The following is a 22791-nucleotide window of genomic DNA, read 5'->3' as shown; positions in this document are numbered from 1 at the left end:
CATGTGGGGGAATATACGAGTATGGCTGCAAAAACGGGCACCTGCCCAGGTTATTACGGGTTATTATTTATTAGCAATAACTGTATCCATTCTATTATTTAGTATCCCGGCAGTCCATAAACCCGGGGTTAAAGTGGATTTTTTTGATACCGTCTTTACAGCTGTCAGTGTAGTAAGTGATACAGGTTTGTCTGTATTTAATATTTCGGAAACATTTAGTGTATTTGGGTATTTTGTCATTATGCTCGTATTGCAATTTGGCGGTATTGGCATCATGGCCATCAGCACTTTTTTCTGGATGATTATAGGCGGGAGAATTGGCTTACGCGAGCGTCGTCTAATTATGGTTGATAATAACCAGTTTGCATTATCAGGACTCGTTAGATTAATTAGAGAAATTATCAAGATTATTCTTCTTATTGAGTTGATAGGCGCACTCGTTTTTGGATTTCATTTCTTGAAATATTATCCGACATGGAAGGAAGCATTTCTTCAAGGCTTGTTTGCATCAGTCAGTGCGACAACTAACGCTGGAATGGATATCACTGGAGAGTCCCTTGCTCCTTATGCAGGTGATTATTTTGTGCAAACGATAACGATTATCCTCATCATTCTTGGTGCAATAGGGTTCCCTGTTTTAATTGAAGTGAAGGAATTTATTTATGGGAAAAAGACGAGGTTTTCGTTATTTACAAGGTTGACGACATTAACCTATGCAATTCTTCTTGTTTTGGGGACAATCCTTATTTTGCTATTTGAATTTCAACATTATTTTAAAGATATGTCTTGGCATAAAAGCTTTTTCTATGCCTTATTCCAAGCAGCAACGACGAGAAGTGCTGGTCTCACTACATTAGATATTAACGAATTTACGATGCCGACACTCTTAGTTATGAGTATTTTCATGTTTATTGGCGGATCTCCGAATTCTGTGGGCGGAGGAATCCGGACGACGACATTTGCTTTAAATATGTTATTTATTTATCATTTTGCAAAAGGAGATCGTGATATCAAAGTCTTTAATCGCGAGCTTCATCACGATGATATATTGAAATCGCTGGCGATTTCTTTTTTAGCTATTGTCATGTGTTTGATTTCGGTTGTCGCTTTGAGCGTTTCTGATCAACAGCAGCAGCTTAGTGCCATTTTTTTAGAAGTTTGCTCTGCCTTCGGAACGGTCGGCTTATCTACGGGAATAACCCCAGATCTAAGCATTTTTGGGAAATGTGTTCTCATGATTTTGATGTTCGTTGGAAGAATCGGTTTAACTTCGTTCTTATTTATCATTGGAGGAAATCAAAAGAAATCAAAATATCATTATCCAAAAGAAAGAGTTATTACAGGGTGATTGAAAAAAGGAGGCCATGGGTAGACCTCCGTTTTTTTATTGATTTTATCATTATAAAATGACGATGAAACCTTGAGTAAGCGCATAGCCTGCAAATTGCCGATCCCGAATTAACGAAAGGAAATTTTTCAAGGTGTCTCTTATAATTGCTTGGTACTCATTTTGGGGTGTCAAAGTTTCCTCTAACTTCCATAGAGAATTTAACAAAATTTATACCACAGATTCCCATCCAAATGGAAATCCGGGGTTCATTGAGATACCCCGGATTTTTTAATTTGGCTATTCATTTACGCCATCACGAAAATTTTTATTCCAGTTTTTATCCCCGGTATGTTCCAAGTCTTGTGTAGTACGCTCCAACACATCAAGCATCCATCTTTTAGTTTCGTTGATTGTATCGTAGAATATTTTTTCTTCTACTCCAGATGTCTTTATACCCGCTAGAGCATTCGATGCAGTCAGGCGGCGATGTTCTTCTATTTTTTTGTCATACTCATCAAAAACATGTTTTACGAACTTTGCAATGTCTCTATGTTCCTTAGTTACCCTATGTTGAATTTCAATTAATCTTTTATCCATTTTTATAATCCCCTTTGCCTTCGTAATGACTACAAATCGAAATGAATAAAATATTTATCTCTATAATACTTCCCTAAATATAAGAAAACAATCACTTTAGATATCGTATGCGCTAATCGACTTTTCTATATTGTAAATCAATTCCGATAGTGTTACTCAGTTTTTTCTTGACATTTTTTTATCTGTATATTACAGTAATTCTAACAACTTCATAATCCTTATCAAGAGAAGCTAAGGGACTGGCCCGATGAAGCTTCAGCAACCTCTGCATTGCAGAAAGGTGCTAAATCCAGCAAGAATTATTTCTTGGAAGATAAGAGTAATGGCCTATTTAAGCTAATCCCTCTTTTCATTCGAGAAGGGGGATTTTTTGCGGCTTGTTTTGGAGCAGAAAAATTAAGAAAAGGGAGCGAATTGAAGGATGAGTAAAATAGTCATTATTTCCGGAAGTCCACTTACACCATCAAGAACGGATCTCGTATTGAGGCATGTTGAATCGTTATTACAAAAGAAAGGCTTCTCGATAGCTTATGTTTCTGTGCCCGATTTACCACCAGCAGATCTAATAGGTGCCCGTTTCAACAGCCCGGCTATTCAAGAAGTGATTAATCATATTAAAAGTGCAGACGGAATCATTATTGGATCTCCAGTTTATAAAGCTTCTTACACTGGCGTACTGAAGTCACTGCTCGATTTGTTGCCTGAGGATTCGTTCAATGGTTTACCTGTATTGCCATTTATGGTTGGCGGTAGTAAAGCCCATTTACTGGCAGTAGAATTTTCATTAAAACCGCTAATTTATAATTTGAAAGGAATTCCTACACAGGGGATTTACTTCGTTGATTCTTTAATTGATAAAAATAATCCCGACAACCCGATAGCTGAAGTGGATTGTGAATTAAGATTACAGCGGCAACTGAATGAACTAATTGATGCGATTGAAACGAGAAAACGGTCGCCCGAGTTAGTGGGCAGTTTTGTTTAACAGGAGGGATATCGATGAGTCCCGTAAATGCATTTTACAAGACTCAATTTCTACATTTAACAATTGATGTTCCGTAAATATCGGTTTGGAGTGTTCATACGTACTGAAATCGGAGGATAATACAAAGATATGAGTATACTGCCTCAAAGACTCAAGCTACAATAATGATCATACATGTGGATTTGAAAGGCAGTTGAAAAAAATGAGTGATAAAGCATCAATTAAATCATTGGCCTTTATATTTTCAGAGCATCGCAATCGGGAAAATGCTATAGCAATGGAGAAGTATATGAAGGGTTTATTTCCTTTTATCGGTATTAGGGCGCCTGAGAGGAGGCAGATTTCCGCGAAGTGGCTGAAAAGTGTTGGATTAATTCCTAATCAGAATTTACGACCCTTCATTACTGATTTATGGGAATTGCCTGAAAGGGAATATCAATACATAGCGCTGGATTACCTCATTAAAAAGAAAAAGCATTTAGTGGAAGCGGATATCGATTTGTTGGAATATTTAATTGTAACAAAATCATGGTGGGATACGGTTGATTTGATTGCAAGCCATTTAGTTGGCAGTCTGTTTTTAAAATATCCACACTTTATAAAAGAACGTGGTGAAAAATGGCTTAACTCCGAAAATATGTGGTTAAAGCGGACCATGATTCTTTTTCAATTAAAATATAAGGATCAAACGAAAGAACAACTATTGTTTTCATATATAGAGCGCACTTCTCATATTAATGAGTTTTTTATCCAAAAAGCGATTGGCTGGTCGTTAAGAGAGTATTCTAAAACGAATCCGGATGCGGTTGCCCGTTTTATAGAAAATCATGATTTATCGAATTTAGCTACGAGAGAAGGATTAAAACATATACGAGCATAATGAGGTGTACACTTCAATATCATGCATTTATTTTATAATATAGAAGACTTTAGTGTAGAATGGCAGCTTGTGTGCTGAACAAGGTCATATAACCGCAAAAAAACCAGGCATTAATTTTGGCCTGGTTTCTCTTTATGAATATTAAGTTGAATTACCCCCAAACCTCCTTCGCAACATCAACGATAAATTTCAATTTCTCCCATTGTTGTTCTTCAGTTAGTTTATTTCCGTGGTGAGTAGAAGCGAATCCGCATTGTGGGCTTAAGCATAGTTGGTCAAGCGGTACATATTGCGAAGCTTCTTTAATACGTGCGATGATGGCTTCTTTGTCTTCTAATTCACCATTTTTTGATGTCACAACGCCTAATATTACTTGTGCTCCGCCATTTGGAATATGTTCTAACGGATTAAAGTCACCCGAACGCTCATCATCATATTCCAAGAAGAAACCATTTACTTTTTCTTTTGCGAATAATGTTGGTGCGATGAGTGCATAGCTTCCTTCAAAAGCCCAATTTGAACGATAGTTACCACGGCACAAATGCGTTGTTACAACTAAATCTTCCGGTTTTCCTTCCAACACTTTATTAACGACACGAAGAGCCAAATCAATTAGATACTCCCTTGTGTATGCTCCATCATTAAATGGAATGTTAGGAGATGAAAGTCCAGCAATATAAACATCATCTAGTTGTAAATAACGAACTCCCGCATCGTAGAAAGCCTTGATAGCATCTCGATAAGCATTGATAATATCATTTGCATAATCCTCAATGTCAGGGTAGATATTTTCATCGCGGATACCAATATTAAATAATTGGTTAGGGCTCGGGATTGTTTGTTTGGCAACCGCACGGCCAGCAACGATTTCATTAAATTCAATAAAATCTTTTACATGTGGATGGTCGGGATTAAATGATACTTTTCCTGTATTTCGAATGTTATATCTTTCTGTTTCTTCATTACCATTAAAAATATATCCTACTTCAGGAACATAGCCTTCTATACCATTCAAATGTTCTAGGAAATCTGTGTGCCAAAATCTACGTCTAAACTCTCCATCTGTAACTAATTCCAATCCAACTTCAATTTGCTTGTCAACAATCCGTTTAATTTCTTTCGTCTCGACTTCACGTAATTGTTCTACCGATATTTTGCCCTCTTTAAAATCTTTTCTCGCAGTATGTAAATTCTCTGGTCGTAACAAACTTCCAACGTGATCTGCTTTAAATGGTGCTTTCGTTAATGTTGTTGTCATGTTAAATTCCTTCTTTCTTTTTTGTTTTAGTAATTCTGTGATAAAAAAAATTAGGGACCCTCAAGAAAGAAGAAGGTCCCTAATATCGAAAACATTCTTCTTATCTTCTAGGCAATGGATAACCTATTGGAATTAGCACCTTGGCCTTAAACAGGCTGGTTGCTGAGACTTCATCGGGCCAATCCCTCAGTCTCTCTTGATAAGAATAAAAGTATATGAAATTTTTTGAAAACTTGATTGTCTATTACTCTATTACACATTGGAAAATAATGCAAGGGGTATATAAATAAAAATTTCTATTAAACTAATATGAACGCGAGTAAACTACCTCAAAACTGGGTATACTTAGCCTGAACGTGACCAAACTCACCTCGAACATGAATAAACTCATCACAGACAATAATGAGTGATGAACGTCAATGAAAATATTACTCAAGGGCTTGACATTTCAATAAAAAGGAGTAAAATTCCCTTGTTATCTTTTTTTCGTTGCTTATTCATAATTTGTTCATATTTAACAGTTAAGATAAATACTAGATTTATTGGCTATTAGAAAACTAATGCCAAATATGTTATAATAATGTGCTAGGAGGTAGGTATAAAATGAATAACTTGTCCGAAAAAGGTCAAAGTATTTTTAATAAATATATTGGCTTTTTCTTTGTTGCAGTATTCTTTCTTTGGATGAAGACATACTTAACTCAATTGACACAGTTTAATTTAGGCGTTGAAAATTCATTACAAAAATTTCTATTGTTTATAAATCCTTTAGGATCTTCCTTATTGTTTTTAAGTTTTTCTATGTTTTTTAAAGGTCGAAAGAAGTATATTTACTTAATCGTCATTCACTTCTTTTTATCATTCCTTTTATTTGCAAATGTTTTGTATTACCGATTCTTTAATGATTTTATCACTTTACCAACTTTAAGTCAGACACAAAATTTTGGCGATGTAAGCGGAAGTGTAGCTACTCTTTTAAAGCCTTATGACTTTTTATTCTTCTTGGATACTGTCCTTTTGATTGCTTTACTAGCATTTCGTGTGGTGAAAATTGAAGTTAAAAACATGAATCGTCAAAAGGTTTTAGCGGTATTTTTATTGGCACTGGCTTTTTCTAGTGCAAATCTCGGTTTAGCTGAAACGGATCGTCCTCAATTATTGACAAGAGGATTTGACCGAAATTATATTGTGAAATATTTAGGTATGTACAATTACACAATATACGATGCGGTTCAAAGTACGAAAGCATCCGCTCAAAGGGCTACGGCAAGTAGCGACGATATGACAGAAGTCATTAACTATACAAAATCGAATTATGCTAAGCCTAATCCCGAGTACTTTGGCATCGGCAAAGGAATGAATGTGATTTATTTACATCTTGAATCCATTCAAAACTTCTTGATTAATTATAAATTGCATGGAGAAGAAGTTACACCGTTCTTAAATTCATTGACGAAGGAAGGAAATACATTATACTTCGATAATTTCTTCCATCAAACAGCGCAAGGAAAAACGGCTGACGCCGAATTTATGTTGGAAAATTCATTATATGGATTACCACAAGGTGCAGCATTTACAACAAAAGGTTTAAACACATACCAAGCAGCTCCGGCTATTTTAGGTCAACACGGCTATACGTCAGCAGTGTTCCATGGGAATTCAGGCAGCTTTTGGAATCGTAATGAAATTTATAAATCGTTTGGATTTAACCATTTTTTCGATTCAAGCTACTATGATATGAACTCTGAAAACATGGCACCTTATGGCTTAAAAGATAAACCGTTTTTCGAGGAATCTATTCCACTCTTGGAAACATTGCCTCAACCATTTTATACAAAGTTTATTACGGTATCGCATCACTTTCCGTATCCAATTGATGAAGAAGATGCAACGATTGGACCGCATACAACAGGTGATGGTTCTGTAGATAGATATTTCCAGACAGCTCGTTATGCGGACGAAGCGTTAGAGCAATTCTTTGTATACTTGAAGGAATCCGGATTATACGATAATTCCATTATTATTATGTACGGTGACCATTATGGAATTTCGAAAAATCATAATAAAGCAATGGAACAAGTTCTTGATAAAGAAATTACACCATTTGAAAGTACCGGTTTACAACGAGTACCATTATTCATTCGTGTCCCAGGTATGGAAGGTGGCGTGAATCACGAATATGGTGGACAAATAGATCTTCTTCCAACGTTGCTTCACTTACTCGGAATAGATACAAAAGAGTATGTGCAATTTGGTACAGATTTATTATCTGAAGACCACGACGAACTTATTCCATTCCGAAATGGTGATTTTGTCAGTTCCACAATTACGTCAGTCGATGGTAAATTCTATGATTCAGAGACGGGAATGGAATTAGAAGAGGACAGGATGGAAGAAGCTAAAAAATATCAGGAAGCGGTAGAATATAAATTATCTCTTTCCGATAGAGTAGTGACTGCCGATTTATTACGCTTCTACACTCCTAAAGACTTCATTCCAGTCGATCGATCACTATACAACTATAGTAATACGAAAGATAACAAATCGAATGAGTAAATGAAATAAATAAGAGACTACCCGAGAATTTTTCTTGGGTAGTCTTTTTTTATTTCTTAAATAAAAAATGATGTGGTTGTTGTGGATTCGTTTACTTTTCTATTGTTTTATTTTGTTTAATTTAGTATTAACGGACAATGATCCATTGTTAAGAGTCTGTAAAGTTTTAAAATTCCGTTTGACAGAATATTAAACAAATATATATAATAAAAACACAACAAAAAACAACAACAAAAAAGAAGATATCACAACAACGCAAAGGAGAGATGAAAAGGGAACTTTTATTAATTAAAAACATGTATGCGTTTGCGGAAAGGTGATGAAAGTGAAGACTATTAGAGAAAAGTATCCTCTTACATCTAATGTAAAGGTCCCAAGTAAGATGAAACTAGGCTGGAAAAGCATTTGGCGTCATAACCAACTGTATTTGATGTTACTCCCATGTATCACTTTTTTTATTCTCTTTTCCTATCTTCCAATGGCTGGTCTAGTTTTGGCATTTAAAGAATTCAAATTTAACACCGGCATTTGGGGAGGAGAATGGGTTGGTTTTACATATTTTCAAAGATTTTTTAATGATCCTCAAAGCTGGGTATTCATCAAAAATACACTAATTATTAGTTCCATGAAATTATTTTTAGGACTTCCCTTTCCAATATTTTTAGCAATAATGTTCAATGAAATGAAAAGCAATAAAATGAGAAACCTCTTTCAAAGTATCACTTATCTTCCTCACTTTTTATCTTGGGTTATTATTGTAGGGCTTTTGCAACGGGTTTTAGCACCTGATATTGGTTTATTAAACCAAGTCATTAAACATTTTGGAGGGGCGGGTGATAAGTTCTTCTTAATGGAAAAGGATTATTTCTATTCCGTTATGTTTTGGAGTCATGTTTGGAAGGAAATTGGCTGGAGCTCAATTATTTATTTTGCAGCGATAGCAGGAATAAACCCGGAATATTATGAAGCAGCAAAAATGGATGGGGCAAATAAGTTGAGACAAATATGGCATATTACTCTCCCAGGTATAAGACCGACCATTATTATTTTGTTTATCTTGTCTTTAGGAAATATTCTATCTGCAGGATTTGATCAAATTTATTTATTAAAAACGCCGGGAAATGCTGAGGTGGCCGAGATTATTGATACTTATGTGATACGCGTAGGTCTCCAAGGCGGTCAATTTGGATATGCAACAGCAGTAGGGATGCTGCAGGGTGTTATTGGATTAATTCTTGTATTAGCAGTAAATGCAATTTCCAAACGCAAATTTGATACCTCACTATGGTGAGAACTTAACAAAAAGGGGGACAAAAAAATGAAAAAATTTCGACAGGTGACAGGCACGCCTCGGTTTTTGTCGAATTTTGGTAAGGTGTTTATTCTTTCGTTGGTTGCGGTGTTATTTATTTCGGGTTGTAGCCCTAAGAAGGAATCTAGTAGTAAGGCTTCAGAGGACACTGGGGATAAGCCTGATACTTGGATTGCTGATCGGACGATTACTGGCTTGGTATTTATGAGTGATGATGATGCGTCAAAAGAAATGAATCCAGAAATTGCTGCTGAGTTAAAGAAAAGAACAGGGATCACTTTAGAACTGCAAACTGTTTCTTCGGATAGTTCATTGCAGGCACTAACGGCGGGTATCGCGGCAGGGGATTTACCGGATTTCATCGCTTACTATTTAAATAATAGTGGACGTCCGGAAATGCAAGTCCTTTTGAAAGCTGCCAGAGAAGGAATGTTCACAGATTTAACACCGTATATGAAAGATTCAAAAATATATAGCAAGTATTTTGAAGATGATTATCTTCCTTTGGATACAAAAAACAATATTATGTTCCGTCCTGAATTTGACGGCTCAACATATATGGTTCACATGACAATCCCTCGAGAAGCTGGTTATGAATCTAGGAAATATGTAGGCGGCCCATATATTCGTAAAGATATTGCTGATGAATTGGGAATTACTCCAAGTGAAATCAATACATCCGAAAAAATGTACGAACTTGCAAAGAAAATCAAAGCGGGCAATTTTAAGGATGAAAATGGAAGGGATATCACTCCGATTGGTCCGACAATTTGGGGTGGCTCGGATCGTGACCAATGGTATAGGGATATGATTTGGACAGGCAATAGTGGTGAAAAATTCTTCCGTGATCCCAAGGATGGAAAAATCAAGCACGAGAGTCAAACCGATTATGGGATTAAAAGAATAGAGTATGTTCAGAAACTGATGAAAGAAAAATTAATGCATCCTGAATTTTACACGATGGAAGAAAATCGTGCCAAAGAAGGAGTCATTAATAAATCGTTTGGCATTGTTGCAGATATGCATAATTTTGTACCGGAAAATAGCGATATGAAGTATATTCCATTAGGGCCTTTAAACTCGATCGAAGGTGAGTACCAGATGGAATTAGCTTTTAAATCTGGATATTCCGGCTGGTCCATTCCATCTACCACGAAAAATCCTGAAGATATTGTAAAGTTTGCGGATTACTTGGCAAGCCGAGAAGGAAAATTATTATCTTGGTATGGCTTAGAAGGTCGTGATTATACACTCGATGAGAATGGGAATCCATTGGTGAAACAGGAAGTGCTTGATTTGCTTGAAAAAGAACCTGACGCAGCAAAAGAACTTGGCTTTAGAGGTGTTCGTTCTTATTGGGCTGAACATTTAGGGTATACCGATCTTGACCGGGAAGCTGATTTTGGAGAAGCGGAATACGGTGAAGCCGTCTCACCTAATGTAAATAAAGCCGCCGCGGATATTATTAAAATGTGGAAATACGATGAAAAATTTGCAGACGCAAAAATAGTAGATGGCTATACTCCAGGATCCTTTATATTCGAAGTTGAAGGTGGGGAGGACTTAGACATTGCACTCAAGAATTATAATGAAAGCTTACTGCGCGCATTTTACAGCAAAAACCTGGAAGATGCAAAAGACATCATGAAGGAAGCTGCCAAACAATTGGAAAGAGCTGGGCTCAAAGAATATATTCAGACTTTAGAAGAAAAAGATAAACATGAAGAAACTAGAATAAAATATTAATAGTTATTCTCTTGAAAGGGAAGCGTCCTTCTCAAAAGAAGGAACTTCCTTTAAAAATAATTTCTCTTAACCAAGGAGAGACAAATCGTGAAAAAAAAATATTATCAAATGTCTAAAGGTGAAAGATTTTTTGCATTTTTTAACTACTTCATCGTCATTGTTTTTTGTTTAACGATTATACTCCCATTCATCAACATATTTGCCTTATCATTCAATAGTGGTGTGGATGCGCAAAAAGGCGGAGTTTATTTCTGGCCAAGAGAATGGACGCTTGAAAACTTTAAAGAAGTATTTTCGCAGTCAAATATCGTAAGTGGCTTTTATATATCCGTATTCAGAACAATTTTAGGTACCTTTTTAAGTGTATTTCTAACGGCCATGGCTGCGTATGCTTTAAAAAGCAAAACATTGCCTGGAAGAAAACAAATCACCTTTTTCGTCTTTTTCACGATGTTATTTAGTGGTGGGATCGTACCCTATTATATGGTTTTAAAAGAACTGCATCTAACTAATAGTATATGGGTATATATTATTCCCTCGTTGTATAGTGTCTGGAATATCATTATTATGAGAACATTTTTTAATCAAATTCCCGATAGTGTAGAAGAAGCAGCAAGAATTGATGGATGTTCAGATTTAGCGATCTTTTTCAAGATTATCTTGCCGATGAGTATCCCAGTCATTGCAGCGATTAGTTTATTTAATGCAGTGGGACATTGGAATGACTGGTTTTCTGGATCATTCTATGTGCGTGACCAATCATTAAAACCATTGTCCACCTTGCTTCAGGAAATGCTTACGAGACAAGAAGCATTGCAAAAAGCATTGCTGCGCTCATCATCTACTCACTATGATTTAGTAGAAAAAGTTCATATTACAGGTGAATCACTAAAAATGGCGACGATTGTTATTGTCGTTACGCCAATTATTCTTGTATATCCATTCTTACAAAAACATTTCATCAAAGGTGTCAATATTGGGTCTGTTAAGGAATAAGAAGGAGAAAATAAACATGAAATCAAAACTACAATTTCGCGAAGACCATTCATTTAAAATCATCCAGTTTACTGATTTACATGTCGGACCGGACATTCATCACGAAAAAGATGCACGCACCTTTAAACTTATTGACGATACCATACAAGCAGAAAAACCTGATTTGATTGTCTTTACAGGCGATCAAATTTGGAGTGAGGGTATTGATGAGCCAGATATTACTTATAGAAGGGTTTTAGATCATGTATCTCAATATGATTTACCGTTTGCAGTAGTATTTGGAAATCATGATTCCGAAGAAAATATCACAAGACTTGAATTACATACTATTGAAAAAGATTATCCTATGTCCCTGTCTGAGAGCGGTCCAAAGGAAATAAATGGAGTAGGCAATTATACTCTTACCATTCAATCTTCTGAATCGGACCATAATGAGGCCATATTATATTTTTTAGATTCCGGTGCCCTCGCTCCCGATTCCGTTGGAGGTTATGAATGGATTCATCAAGATCAGGTGAATTGGTTCGTATCTGAGTCACAAAAATATGAAGCAATAAAAAACAATCCAATTCCTGCGTTAGCATTCTTTCATATTCCATTGCCGGAATATAAATATTTGCTCCAGGATGGTAAGTTTTCCGGGAATAAAGGTGAAGATGTTTCTTCGCCAAAAATAAATAGTGGATTGTTTACAGCCATGCTGGAAGCGAAAGATGTAATGGGAACTTTTGTAGGACATGACCATGACAATGATTATTGTGGAAAGTTATATAATATCTCCCTTTGCTACGGTCGTGTCAGTGGTTATCACTGCTATGGTGACCTTCAACGTGGTGCAAGAATCATTCAACTTTATGAGGGGGAAAGAAGGTTCGATACTTGGATCCGTCTTGATAATGGTGAAAAGATTTCTTATTACAGCCATAGTGAAAATAAAGGATAAATATTTTACAAAGGGTGAAGTAATTTGAAGGTAGATTATCATTTTCATCTTGAAGAAGGGCCATACTCTTCAAGATGGTTAAAAAGAACATTCGATGCAATCGATCATTTTAATGATTCACAGCACGAAGCACATACTCGTGAATGGTTAAAAGAGGCGTTGGCAACATTAGGAAAACGCATAGAACATGGACCGTTTTCTGAAGAGTGGCTGGATCTATATTTGGAACAGGCTAAACGTTTGGACCTTAAGGAAGTAGGTATTGTTGACCATCTGTACCGCTTCAAAGAATATAAACCATATTATGAAAAACATATGTATTTAAGAAATGATGAGCTTGGTAAGCTTCAAAGAAGCTGGCTAGATAAAGTTTGTGTTGAATCAATTCAAAGTTTTATCGAGTTAATAGAAAACGCAAAGCCAAAGTGGATGGAAGAAGGAATCGAACTTCGATTAGGTTTGGAAGCAGATTATTTTCTAAATGGAGAGGAAGAACTAGCTGGGATTCTTAAAGAAAATCAATATGATTATATCATCGGCTCCGTTCATTTCCTTGATGGATGGGGATTCGATAATCCACAAACACAAGAACTCTTTTTAAATCACGACTTATATACACTTTATGAAGAATTTTTTAATCTGGTCGAGAACGCAATTTCATCTAGGTTATTTGATTTTATTGCTCATCTGGATAATATAAAATTATTCGGCTATCGCCCTAACGAGGAAGAATTAATTCCTTTTTATGAACGAATCGCAAAAAAATTAAGCGAGCTGGATTTAGCAACGGAAATCAACGCTGGACTCTATTATCGGTATCCAATCAAAGAAATGTGTCCTAGTCCTACATTTTTAAAAATTTTAGCCGAAAATAAGGTTGAGATGACAATTTCCTCCGACGCTCATTTTCCTGATGATCTCGGAAATTATGCTGCAGAGCAATTAGATATATTGAAGAAATTAGGGATTGATGAAGTCACAACCTTTAAACAAAGAAAAAAGCTAAAACATCCAATTGAGTTTATAGTCTGTTGAGAAAAATTTAGGCGTGAGACCCATTGGTCCACGTCTTTTCCAAAGAGAGGTGAATATGATTGTCACTGTTAGCTGAAGAAAGAAAAAAAATTATATTGGAGGAACTAGATACTCAAGGCAAGGTACAAGTTCTCGCTTTAGCAGAGCAGCTGCAAGTTTCTAGCGAAACGATTCGTCGAGACCTAGATACGCTTGTTAAAACCGAGAAAATCAAGAGAGTATACGGTGGAGCTGTGAAAATATCATATGATGATGGAGAACCACCATATCAGGAGCGTCAAATTATTAATCGTGACGCGAAAATGGCGATTGGAAAGCAAGCATCATTATTAATTGAAGATGGCAATACGATTTTTTTGGATACTGGGACAACAATCCTTGAGTTCGCAAGATTTATTGAAGGGAAGAGAGGGCTCACGATTGTCACTAATTCACTTCCAACAGCAAGTCTGTTAAAAGAGTCCTTATCTCAAGGATTGTTTAGAGGAAAGTTAATCATCCTTGGCGGTGAAATATCGCCGGATCAGCAGTCAGTAAGCGGATATTTATGCGAAGAAATGTTGAAGAATTTTCATGTGGACAAGGCCTTCCTTTCTGTCGGCGGAGTCTCAATCCATACTGGTATAAGTGACTATGACTTAAATGAATCTGTGATATCAAAAATTGCAACCAACCAATCTAAAGAAGTCATTGTACTCGCTGATCATAGTAAAATAGGCGTGCAATCTTTTTCACATATTGCTGATTTAAATATGATAGACGTCATTATTAGTGACAAAAAACTACCTGCATCCTGGTCTGCCAAACTGGAACAGAATGAGGTAACGTGGATTGCTACTTGAGTATGTTTGATTTTTGATAGGAATTTTCTGGAACAGGTGATAGCTTATTTACCTGTTCCTAATTCCAATCAGTGTGCCTTTGTTCCAAAAACTGTCCATCGGGAATGTTTATATGATCAACAAATGACTCCCTGTGTCCTCGTCTTTAAATATCCAGGATAACTACGTTCAAGCTCCTCATTTAACATCCTTTTTCTAAATAACATAAAGGTTTTCCTGCCATTTTCCATCAACGCTTTCTTAACGTGAGACGTTATTTTTGGTTTCTCTAATAAAAATAACAAATTAAGAGATATATCATTGAGAATAAATAACAAATTATGAGGCAACATAATCACTGTGTGCGTTAAGAAAGGTGGCACTACACATGAATATAATAAGGAGGATGAAAATGGGAATTTTAAGTGGAAATCCAACAGATGAACCTATGCATTATGGTGAAGTCTTTAGTACATGGTCTTTCCTGATGGTAGTCAAAGGATTAGTTGCTGGTTACGAAACCAACCTAAACCATGCGGGTGATGAAGACTTACAAAAATTACTGGAGGAAGCTATTCAAGGTGGGCAGCAAGAAGCCAAACAGATTGAAACTTTATTAAAAGAAAATGGCATTGGCTTACCTCCAACTCCACCTGAACGACCTAAAGCTTGTATTGAAGATATTCCAGTAGGAGCACGTTTTCAAGATCCAGAAATAGCCGCTTTTCTTGCGGCAAACATCGCGGCTGGATTAGTAGCCTGTAGTACGATTATGGGTCAATCAATTCGAGAAGACATAGCTATGATGTTTGGGCAGTTTCATGTTCAAAAGGCAGCACTTGGAGCAAAAGTCCTTAGACTCAACAAAGAAAAAGGATGGTTGGTTCCACCACCTCTTCATCATAACAAAGCGGAAAATTGCTGAATATGTAATCAACGGGCAGACATTTGTGTGCCCGTTTTTTCGGTCATATACTTATGACCTTCCCATCAATCATAATCCAGTCATGAATGAGATTTTTAAAATTTCCTTGATTTCTTGATTCCCACTTGATATAATATTCTAAATATTAAATGCGTCGAAAAGGAATAGTAGGGTTTTAAAGCGACCAGAGAGCTGTTGGGTGGTGCGAAACAGCCGTAAATAAAATCTGAACTCACCTTGAAGCAGCTCACTGAAATGAAAGAAGAGTAGGTGGAGACGGAGCCTAACCGTTATAGTAGGAGGATATAAGGTTTTTAAAAACCCGTATCTGTTAGAGTGCATACCGTTTTGGTATGAATTAGAGTGGTACCGCGAATGCTGACAACAGCCTTTCGTCTCTATTTGTAATATAGAGACGAAAGGCTTTTTTATGTAAAAAAACAAATTTGAAGGGCGGTCATTAAAATGAAAAACGTCGAAAAGTATGATAGAGGTTATTTTATGCCTCCTGTAACAAGCATGAATTGGGCCCAAAAGGAGTATATTACTGAGGCTCCAACATGGTGTAGTGTCGATCTTCGGGATGGAAATCAAGCTTTGGTCGTCCCGATGACGCTACAGGAGAAGCTTGAATATTTTCAGATGCTTGTGAAGATCGGCTTCAAGGAGATAGAAGTTGGCTTTCCAGCAGCATCGGAAACAGAATATACTTTTTTGCGTACGTTGATCGAAGAAGATTTGATCCCCGATGATGTGACCATTCAAGTTTTGACACAATCAAGAGAACATATTATTCAAAAAACGTTTGAATCGCTTCAAGGTGCGAAAAGTGCAGTGGTTCATCTTTACAATTCAACTTCTGTCGCCCAGCGTGAGCAAGTATTTAAAAAATCAAAAGCAGAGATTATTGATATTGCGGTAACGGGAGCAAAATTACTTAAAAAGTATGCAGCGGAAACGGAAGGAAACTTTAAGTTTCAGTATTCTCCTGAAAGTTTTACAGGAACCGAAATAGAGTTCGCGCTTGATATATGTAATCAAGTGCTTGAAATATGGCAGCCGACGAAAGAGAACAAGGTCATTATTAACTTGCCAGCTACGGTATCTATGTCAATGCCGCACGTGTATGCAAGTCAAATTGAATACATGAGTAATCATCTGAACTACAGGGAAAATATTATTTTATCGCTTCATCCACATAATGATAGAGGAAGCGGTGTTGCAGACGCGGAACTGGGATTGCTGGCTGGTGGGCAGAGAATCGAAGGAACGCTGTTTGGAAATGGGGAAAGAACAGGCAATGTGGACATTGTGACACTTGCTTTGAACATGTTTTCTCACGGAGTAGATCCGAAGCTACAGTTCGAAAATATCCTTGAAATCATCGATGTTTATGAACGGATGACGAAAATGAAGGTTGATGAGAGACAGCCATATGCCGGTAAGCTTGTATTTGCGGCCTTTTCGGGTTCGCATCAAGATGCAATTGCCAAAGGAATGAAATGGCGTGAGGAAAAAGAATGTGAGAAATGGACGGTCCCTTATTTGTTAATTGATCCGAAAGATATTGGTAGAGAATATGAAGGGGATGTCATTCGAATAAACAGTCAGTCAGGTAAAGGGGGAATTGGCTATCTGCTTGAGCAGCAATATGGGCTCGATCTACCTCCGAAAATGCGTGAAAGCTTCGGTTACATTGTTAAAAATATGTCAGATCGTTTGCAAAAAGAGCTGATGCCTGCTGAAATCCATGACATTTTTGTAAAAGAATATGTGAATATTAAAGAACCCGTCGAGTTTATCAATTACAAATTTACTAAGTCCGATGATTTTCAAACCTCTATATCGATACGAATCAATGAGGAAGTGGATGAAATTAAGGGGGAAGGGAACGGAAGATTAGACGCAATTAGCCATGCACTTCAAAATAAGTTGGGTTTAGATTATACAGATTTGGTCTACAAGGAGCACGCTCAAGAAATAGGCTCTGGATCAAACGCTGTCTCTTATGTGGGGATAACCGCTCCAGACGGCACGGTCCATTGGGGGTGCGGGATTGACGTGGATATCATGACTTCCTCTATAAAAGCGCTATTTAGTGCCGTTAACAAAATGGCAGTCAGTATCAAGCTGCCAATGAAAAAAGAAATACTATCATAAAAATTCGACAAAATTCGGGCCGTGCCTGTCACCTGTCGAAGGTTGTTGATGAAGAAGGCCCCCATTCTTAGAATGAGGGCTTTCTGTTATCCATTTTTCTTCTGAAATTGTTTCATAAATTCGCTAAGCGCCTTACAAGCTTCCAATGGAACGGCATTGTACGTAGATGCACGGCATCCACCAACAGAACGATGGCCGTTTAAGCCGACAAATCCTGCACTTTTCGCTTCCATTAAAAACTTTTTCTCTAACTCTTCATCAGCTAGTCGGAATGTGATGTTCATAAGAGAACGGCTTTCGGAATCAGCATGACCAAGATAAAAGCCATTGCTGTTGTCGATTGCATCATAAATTAGCTTAGCTTTTTCTTCATTTTGTTTCGCAATGGCCGCTAGTCCGCCTGATTCTTCTATCCAACTAAGCACTTCTCCGAGCATGTAAATACCAAAAGTCGGAGGGGTATGGTACAGAGAATTACTTTTCGCATGAGTGCTATATTTTAACATCGTCGGTATATTCGGGTTCGCTTTTTCGAGTATATCTTTGCGAATAATGACGACTGTAACCCCAGAAGGACCAAGGTTTTTTTGTGCACCTGCGTAAATCATTGCAAACTTGCTCACGTCTATCGGCTTGGACATAATATCACTGGACATATCCGCAATTAATGGAACATCGCCTGTATCAGGAAAGTCCTTCCACTGGGTACCATAAATCGTGTTGTTAGATGTTAGGTGAAGATAGGCATCCCTCTCGTAATATTGCAGTTCGTCCATCCTCGGGATAATGTGATAATTACTCTCTTTTGTGCTAGCAACGTGATATGGTTCTCCAAATAATTTTGCTTCAGCAAACGCCTTTTCTGACCAAACTCCTGTCATTACATAGCCGGCTTTTTTCTCCGGTTGCAAAAAGTTCATTGGAATCATTGAAAATTGAAGACTTGCACCGCCTTGCAGAAAAAGCACCTCATAATTTTCAGGAATTGAATAAAGGCTTTTTAAACGAGCAATTGCTTGGTTATGTACTTCCTCATAGGCTGGGCTCCGGTGGCTCAGTTCCATAATCGACATTCCAGTACCTCGGAAATCAACAAGTTCTTGCTGGGCTTTTTCAAGAACTGCTAACGGAAGAGCTGAAGGGCCAGCGTTAAAATTGTATACGTCTCGAATATTTTGCTTCAAAGTCCTCACTCCTATGTTTTAAAGCTTCAATTGTAATTATACAATGGGTAAATATCTTTTTGTTAATTTCATATCTCTTATTCGAAATTTAATGATAAAATTGAAAAATGGGAAGGCAAATACAAATTGAGTAAATTGAAAAGTTGGAATATTGGGGGATGGAAACGCGTGTCAGTCAAATATTGTATGTCCTGTGGGCATTTATTAGAAATTAGAGATATAGATGGAACAGAGCGGCTTGCATGCATGAGTTGTAGTTTTGTCCACTGGGGTAACTATAGTGTTGGTGTCGGTGCAATCGTCATTAAAGACAATAAGGTACTTTTAGTGCGCAGAGCACAAGAACCCGGTAAAGGGAAGTGGACTAATCCTGGCGGTTATATCGAGCAGAATGAATTCATTGAAGATACAATTGTACGAGAGCTCATGGAGGAAACAGGCATCAAGGCAAGAGTAACAGGCATTACAGCCATCCGGGACCAACCATCTAATATCCATAACATCTATCTTGTTTTTGCGATGGAATATTTAGATGGGGAAGCGAGACCCGATGAAATTGAAGTTGATGCTGCAGGCTTTTTCAGTATGGAAGAAATGAGAACATTGGATGTCGCAGACTTAACGAAATGGATTGTGGATTCAGCAATGAATGCCACAGAGGCAGGCTTAATTCCGGATAAAAGTCCAATCATTCCATTGAATGGCAATGGACTATTTCGGGTGGCTATTACTGGAGAATAAGGGATATACACGCATCGCAGGAATTCTTAATAAAAACAATATTTTCGCTTGTAATCTAGGGATTTCATGGAGATAATAAAGTAAGAGATTAGACGATAAGATGTAAGGGGAAATGATTAAAATGGGGATAGAAGGGATTTTTCAAAAAAAGGGTGTCAAACGCATCATTATTTTTGGTTTGATCGTTTTGATTTTGTATAGCATGAGAAGCATGATTAATTTAATTTTGCTTACGTTTATATTTGCATTTTTAATGGATCGGCTTGTGGAATTTACTTTTAAGCGTGTACCGATAAACCGAAGGGTACTAGTTTTGTTTATGTATACGCTTATTGTCGGCTTATTGACGTTTGGTCTTGTGAAATATTTACCAATCATTACACTGGAAATCAGCGAGTTAATCAAACGAATTACAGCTTTTTATACGCAACCTCATGAAAATGTCATCATTAATTATATTGAAACAATTATCTCCAATAAACAAATTTCTGCCTATTTAGATAATGGCCTTTCTTTTTTAGTAAAATCATTTACTGACATTAGTAAAACAAGTATTCAAGTGCTGATTGCGTTAATATTAAGCTTGTTTTTTTTACTCGAAAAACCACGTTTAAAAGAATTCACTGCTAAATTTAAAAACAGCAAAATTGCACCGTTCTATTATGAAATTGAATTTTTCGGTCGGAAATTTACACGCACATTTGGTAAAGTAATCGAGGCACAATTTATCATTGCGATTATCAACTGTGTTTTATCAGTGATTGCCTTAATTATTATGGGCTTTCCGCAAATATTTGGTTTGGCGATCATGATTTTTTTCCTAGGACTCATCCCGGTTGCAGGTGCGATTATTTCTATGATACCTCTATGTTTGATCGCTTACACAATTGGCGGTTTTATAAAAGTCCTTTACGTTGTTATCGCAATTGCCATTATTCATGCAGTAGAAGCCTATATTTTAAACCCAAAATTAATGTCATCCAAGACTGACCTACCTGTCTTTTATACATTTATCGTCTTGATTTTTTCACAAAATTTCTTCGGCGTATGGGGTCTCATTATCGGGATTCCGGTATTTGTATTCCTGCTAGATGTCCTTGAAGTGACGAATAAAGAAACACCGAAGCCGGTTGTTTAAGAAAAAAGTAGACGATATCGCTATCCAGCGGTATCGTCTACTTTTTAAAAAGCTTTAACTTTTATCTTTTATAATTAATTAATATCCTCTTTTTATGAAATTAGTCGTTATCGCGCTGTTTAGCTCTTGCTTTTCCGCCTTTTTCACCAATTTCTTCGTAGAATTCCCTACCATGTGTTCTGGCAGTTTCTTCTCCGCCTTTACGACCTGCTTCTTCAACAGTCATTTTACCGTTATTGTTTGAGTTGTTCTTTGCCATGTTAAATTCCTCCTTCAATAACTTTTTGTTGTACATTAATAAACTACCCTTATCAATTTATCAAAAACGTATTTTGCGCATATTACTGAGAATTAATATAAATGTAATTTTTCGTTAAAAGTTTAAAAGAAGTGGGGTACAATTAATATAGCAGCCCGTTTCAAAAATAAAGGAGGAATCAGGATGGATACTAACGAACAAATGATTAGCTGGTCCACTCTAGAATACGACCAGTGGCAATTATATGTAGCCAAAACGGAAAAAGGACTTTGTTATGTAGGTTCACCTGGTCAGTCGTATGGGGAGTTTCAGGCTTGGATTCATAAACATTTTCCTAAAGCGACTCTTATAGAAAGTGAAGGAGCCTTGCAGCCATATATAAACGAATTACGAGAATACTTCGGGGGGACTAGGCAATCTTTCTCATTGCCAGTTGATATAAAAGGAACACCATTTCAAGAAGAAATTTGGAACGCATTAAAGCAAATTCCTTATGGAAAAACATATACTTATTCAGATATCGCCGAACTCATTCAAAGGCCTAAAGCGGTTCGGGCAGTCGGATCGGCGATCGGTGCCAATCCAGTTTTGATCAAGGTTCCCTGTCACCGGGTAATTGGGAAAAATGGAGCAATAACTGGTTATCGTGGAGGGACAGAGATGAAACAATTTCTACTTCAATTAGAATGCAACAAGGGCCAAAAAGGTTCACAGGTTCACCCGTGAACTTATTTGGCCTTATATATATTAATTTTCTCTCTCTTATTTCTCTTGTGGACTCAAAAGGGAAGAGGTTGGTTCTATTGCACTGCCAAGTAGCATAATATCCTCAACAATAGCAGGCTTTATATCATTGGGTGATCGATAATAATCATCCAATAAACGACCTAGCTCTTTAATGAAAATTAACGTTTCATCGATTTCAGGCATATACATAACCTCCTACTAAACTACTATTATTTTATAGGAAAAATCTCCCGGACGAAAGGGGTTAATATAAGATCTATCCTGTGTTAGAAGAAAGATATGCTTCAGATATTGATCTATCAATGATTAATCTTTGCTTGATCTAGCGTTTGTTTTAAAAATTATCCTATTAAATTTGCTCTGGCTTATTAGATTCCCTTATTATACATATTTAGTTGAAAAACGACAATATTTGAAAAAACGTGTAGAATCTTGTTGAAATTAGTAGAAAAATGACTTATGATTCTAAGGTAGTGGTTAAAAGTTCATACATATCATTTCAAAGACAAAGGCAAACTATCTGAAAGGATAGGACGCAAAGCTTAGGGTCTAACGTTTAATTAGGTGTAAATAACTATTAAACTATGATCGCCTGGTTACCAATTGTTTGATTTTTTTTGTGTTCGAAAAATCTGTTGGCATATTCTATTTCACTAGAATAGCCTATTTTTTTTGTTTAAAACAAAGGAGGGTGTCAATTTGTCAATTGCCATTGAAGAAAGAAGTAACTATATAACACATTTATTGAATGGTACAATTACAGCTTTTAAAAATATCGTTCCTATTAAACATGATATCTTAAAACCAAAATTACTTGGGCAGTCCTTATATCTTCAATACGGTGTTCTGATTGGGGTTACGGGTGAACTAAAAGGAAAATTGATTTTGGCTGGAGATTCGACCGTTTTTGGAGCAATTGGTCGTTCTATGTTCGGAATGCCGTTAGAAGGGGAGATGCTTGTCTCTTTTAGTGGTGAATTAGGCAATATGATTGCTGGATCTCTTTCAACGGTTATCGCCCAAAATGGAATCAAAACAGATATTACCTCTCCAACAATCATGTCAGGCGAAACAACATTATCAGGTTATGAAAAGGCAATTCAACTGACAATAAAGTTAGAAGATATTGGTGAAATGGAGATTTACTTACTTTTAGATTGATAATAACGGGGGTTAGG

General features: G+C 36.7%; 21 protein-coding genes, 3 riboswitches and 1 other annotated feature. Of the genes, 16 read left to right on the top strand and 5 right to left on the bottom strand.

Annotated elements, in window-relative coordinates; all coding sequences use genetic code 11:
- Position 1 precedes the first annotated feature (1 nt).
- Positions 2-1348, top strand: a complete 1347-nt coding sequence (locus KHA88_RS19530) for a TrkH family potassium uptake protein (RefSeq protein WP_213122683.1) — start codon at positions 2-4, stop codon at positions 1346-1348.
- A gap of 279 nt (positions 1349-1627) precedes the next feature.
- Here KHA88_RS19530 and KHA88_RS19525 read toward each other — a convergent pair whose 3' ends face one another.
- Positions 1628-1927, bottom strand: a complete 300-nt coding sequence (locus KHA88_RS19525; RefSeq protein WP_213122682.1) for a hypothetical protein — start codon at positions 1925-1927, stop codon at positions 1628-1630.
- Between the two features lie 215 nt (positions 1928-2142).
- Positions 2143-2247, top strand: a riboswitch (SAM riboswitch).
- 101 nt (positions 2248-2348) lie between these two features.
- Between KHA88_RS19525 and ssuE the strand changes: the two genes are divergently transcribed.
- Positions 2349-2912 carry an NADPH-dependent FMN reductase gene (ssuE, locus tag KHA88_RS19520; protein ID WP_213122681.1) on the top strand — a complete coding sequence of 188 codons (564 nt, stop codon included), beginning with the start codon at positions 2349-2351 and terminating at the stop codon, positions 2910-2912.
- 202 nt (positions 2913-3114) lie between these two features.
- On the top strand, positions 3115-3792 hold the full coding sequence (locus KHA88_RS19515) for a DNA alkylation repair protein (RefSeq protein ID WP_213122680.1): 678 nt from the start codon (positions 3115-3117) through the stop codon (positions 3790-3792).
- 151 nt (positions 3793-3943) lie between these two features.
- Here KHA88_RS19515 and KHA88_RS19510 read toward each other — a convergent pair whose 3' ends face one another.
- The gene (locus KHA88_RS19510; RefSeq protein WP_213122679.1) at positions 3944-5050 is read right to left on the bottom strand and encodes a 5-methyltetrahydropteroyltriglutamate--homocysteine S-methyltransferase; all 1107 of its coding nucleotides are present in this window, start codon (positions 5048-5050) and stop codon (positions 3944-3946) included.
- A gap of 97 nt (positions 5051-5147) precedes the next feature.
- Positions 5148-5256, bottom strand: a riboswitch (SAM riboswitch).
- Between the two features lie 397 nt (positions 5257-5653).
- On the opposite strand from KHA88_RS19510, the gene ltaS reads away from it, so the two are divergent.
- The 9 genes from ltaS to KHA88_RS19465 all read left to right on the top strand — a co-directional run bounded on the left by ltaS (position 5654) and on the right by KHA88_RS19465 (position 17544).
- Entirely contained in the window at positions 5654-7606 is a 1953-nt protein-coding gene (ltaS, locus tag KHA88_RS19505; protein ID WP_213099903.1) for a lipoteichoic acid synthase, read from the top strand.
- 382 nt (positions 7607-7988) lie between these two features.
- Positions 7989-8897 (top strand): ABC transporter permease, encoded by a 909-nt coding sequence (locus KHA88_RS19500; protein WP_249313346.1) that lies wholly within the window; start codon positions 7989-7991, stop codon positions 8895-8897.
- Positions 8898-8924: 27 nt separating this feature from the next.
- Positions 8925-10664: an extracellular solute-binding protein gene (locus KHA88_RS19495; RefSeq protein WP_213122678.1), complete on the top strand. Its 1740-nt coding sequence runs from the start codon at positions 8925-8927 to the stop codon at positions 10662-10664.
- A 108-nt stretch (positions 10665-10772) separates the two neighbouring features.
- Positions 10773-11660 carry a carbohydrate ABC transporter permease gene (locus KHA88_RS19490; protein WP_213099973.1) on the top strand — a complete coding sequence of 296 codons (888 nt, stop codon included), beginning with the start codon at positions 10773-10775 and terminating at the stop codon, positions 11658-11660.
- Positions 11661-11676: 16 nt separating this feature from the next.
- Entirely contained in the window at positions 11677-12603 is a 927-nt protein-coding gene (locus KHA88_RS19485; RefSeq protein ID WP_213122677.1) for a metallophosphoesterase family protein, read from the top strand.
- A 24-nt stretch (positions 12604-12627) separates the two neighbouring features.
- Positions 12628-13638: a histidinol phosphate phosphatase domain-containing protein gene (locus tag KHA88_RS19480; protein ID WP_213122676.1), complete on the top strand. Its 1011-nt coding sequence runs from the start codon at positions 12628-12630 to the stop codon at positions 13636-13638.
- 59 nt (positions 13639-13697) lie between these two features.
- Complete coding sequence (locus tag KHA88_RS19475; protein ID WP_213099907.1) at positions 13698-14480, top strand: DeoR/GlpR family DNA-binding transcription regulator; 783 nt, start codon at positions 13698-13700, stop codon at positions 14478-14480.
- A 391-nt stretch (positions 14481-14871) separates the two neighbouring features.
- Positions 14872-15384, top strand: coding sequence for a DUF3231 family protein (locus KHA88_RS19470; RefSeq protein WP_213099974.1), 513 nt, complete (start codon positions 14872-14874; stop codon positions 15382-15384).
- A gap of 145 nt (positions 15385-15529) precedes the next feature.
- Positions 15530-15787 (top strand) — a binding site (T-box leader).
- Positions 15788-15849: 62 nt separating this feature from the next.
- Positions 15850-17544 carry a 2-isopropylmalate synthase gene (locus KHA88_RS19465; RefSeq protein WP_213122675.1) on the top strand — a complete coding sequence of 565 codons (1695 nt, stop codon included), beginning with the start codon at positions 15850-15852 and terminating at the stop codon, positions 17542-17544.
- An 86-nt stretch (positions 17545-17630) separates the two neighbouring features.
- Here the strand turns inward: KHA88_RS19465 and serC are convergent, their stop codons facing one another.
- On the bottom strand, positions 17631-18728 hold the full coding sequence (gene serC, locus KHA88_RS19460) for a 3-phosphoserine/phosphohydroxythreonine transaminase (protein WP_249313339.1): 1098 nt from the start codon (positions 18726-18728) through the stop codon (positions 17631-17633).
- Between the two features lie 186 nt (positions 18729-18914).
- Between serC and KHA88_RS19455 the strand changes: the two genes are divergently transcribed.
- Together KHA88_RS19455 and KHA88_RS19450 are read left to right on the top strand one after the other, a co-directional pair.
- Positions 18915-19469 carry an NUDIX domain-containing protein gene (locus tag KHA88_RS19455; protein WP_213099975.1) on the top strand — a complete coding sequence of 185 codons (555 nt, stop codon included), beginning with the start codon at positions 18915-18917 and terminating at the stop codon, positions 19467-19469.
- Between the two features lie 121 nt (positions 19470-19590).
- On the top strand, positions 19591-20607 hold the full coding sequence (locus tag KHA88_RS19450; protein ID WP_213099976.1) for an AI-2E family transporter: 1017 nt from the start codon (positions 19591-19593) through the stop codon (positions 20605-20607).
- Between the two features lie 100 nt (positions 20608-20707).
- Here the strand turns inward: KHA88_RS19450 and KHA88_RS19445 are convergent, their stop codons facing one another.
- Positions 20708-20866 carry a KGG domain-containing protein gene (locus tag KHA88_RS19445; protein ID WP_213099910.1) on the bottom strand — a complete coding sequence of 53 codons (159 nt, stop codon included), beginning with the start codon at positions 20864-20866 and terminating at the stop codon, positions 20708-20710.
- A 183-nt stretch (positions 20867-21049) separates the two neighbouring features.
- Between KHA88_RS19445 and KHA88_RS19440 the strand changes: the two genes are divergently transcribed.
- Positions 21050-21592 (top strand): methylated-DNA--[protein]-cysteine S-methyltransferase, encoded by a 543-nt coding sequence (locus tag KHA88_RS19440; protein WP_213122674.1) that lies wholly within the window; start codon positions 21050-21052, stop codon positions 21590-21592.
- 36 nt (positions 21593-21628) lie between these two features.
- On the opposite strand, the gene KHA88_RS19435 is transcribed toward KHA88_RS19440, so the two are convergent.
- Positions 21629-21796 (bottom strand): hypothetical protein, encoded by a 168-nt coding sequence (locus tag KHA88_RS19435; RefSeq protein WP_213099912.1) that lies wholly within the window; start codon positions 21794-21796, stop codon positions 21629-21631.
- Between the two features lie 317 nt (positions 21797-22113).
- A riboswitch (cyclic di-GMP riboswitch) is annotated at positions 22114-22217 on the top strand.
- A gap of 95 nt (positions 22218-22312) precedes the next feature.
- Between KHA88_RS19435 and KHA88_RS19430 the strand changes: the two genes are divergently transcribed.
- A complete protein-coding gene (locus KHA88_RS19430) occupies positions 22313-22774 on the top strand; it encodes a chemotaxis protein CheX (protein ID WP_213122673.1) in 462 nt (153 codons plus the stop codon).
- Positions 22775-22791 lie beyond the last annotated feature (17 nt).

Source organism: Lederbergia citrea, from assembly GCF_018343525.1.
GTDB lineage: Bacteria > Bacillota > Bacilli > Bacillales > Bacillaceae_C > Lederbergia > Lederbergia citrea.
The sequence above is the reverse complement of the archived record's forward strand: the minus strand, read 5'-3'. Positions and strand labels throughout refer to the sequence as shown.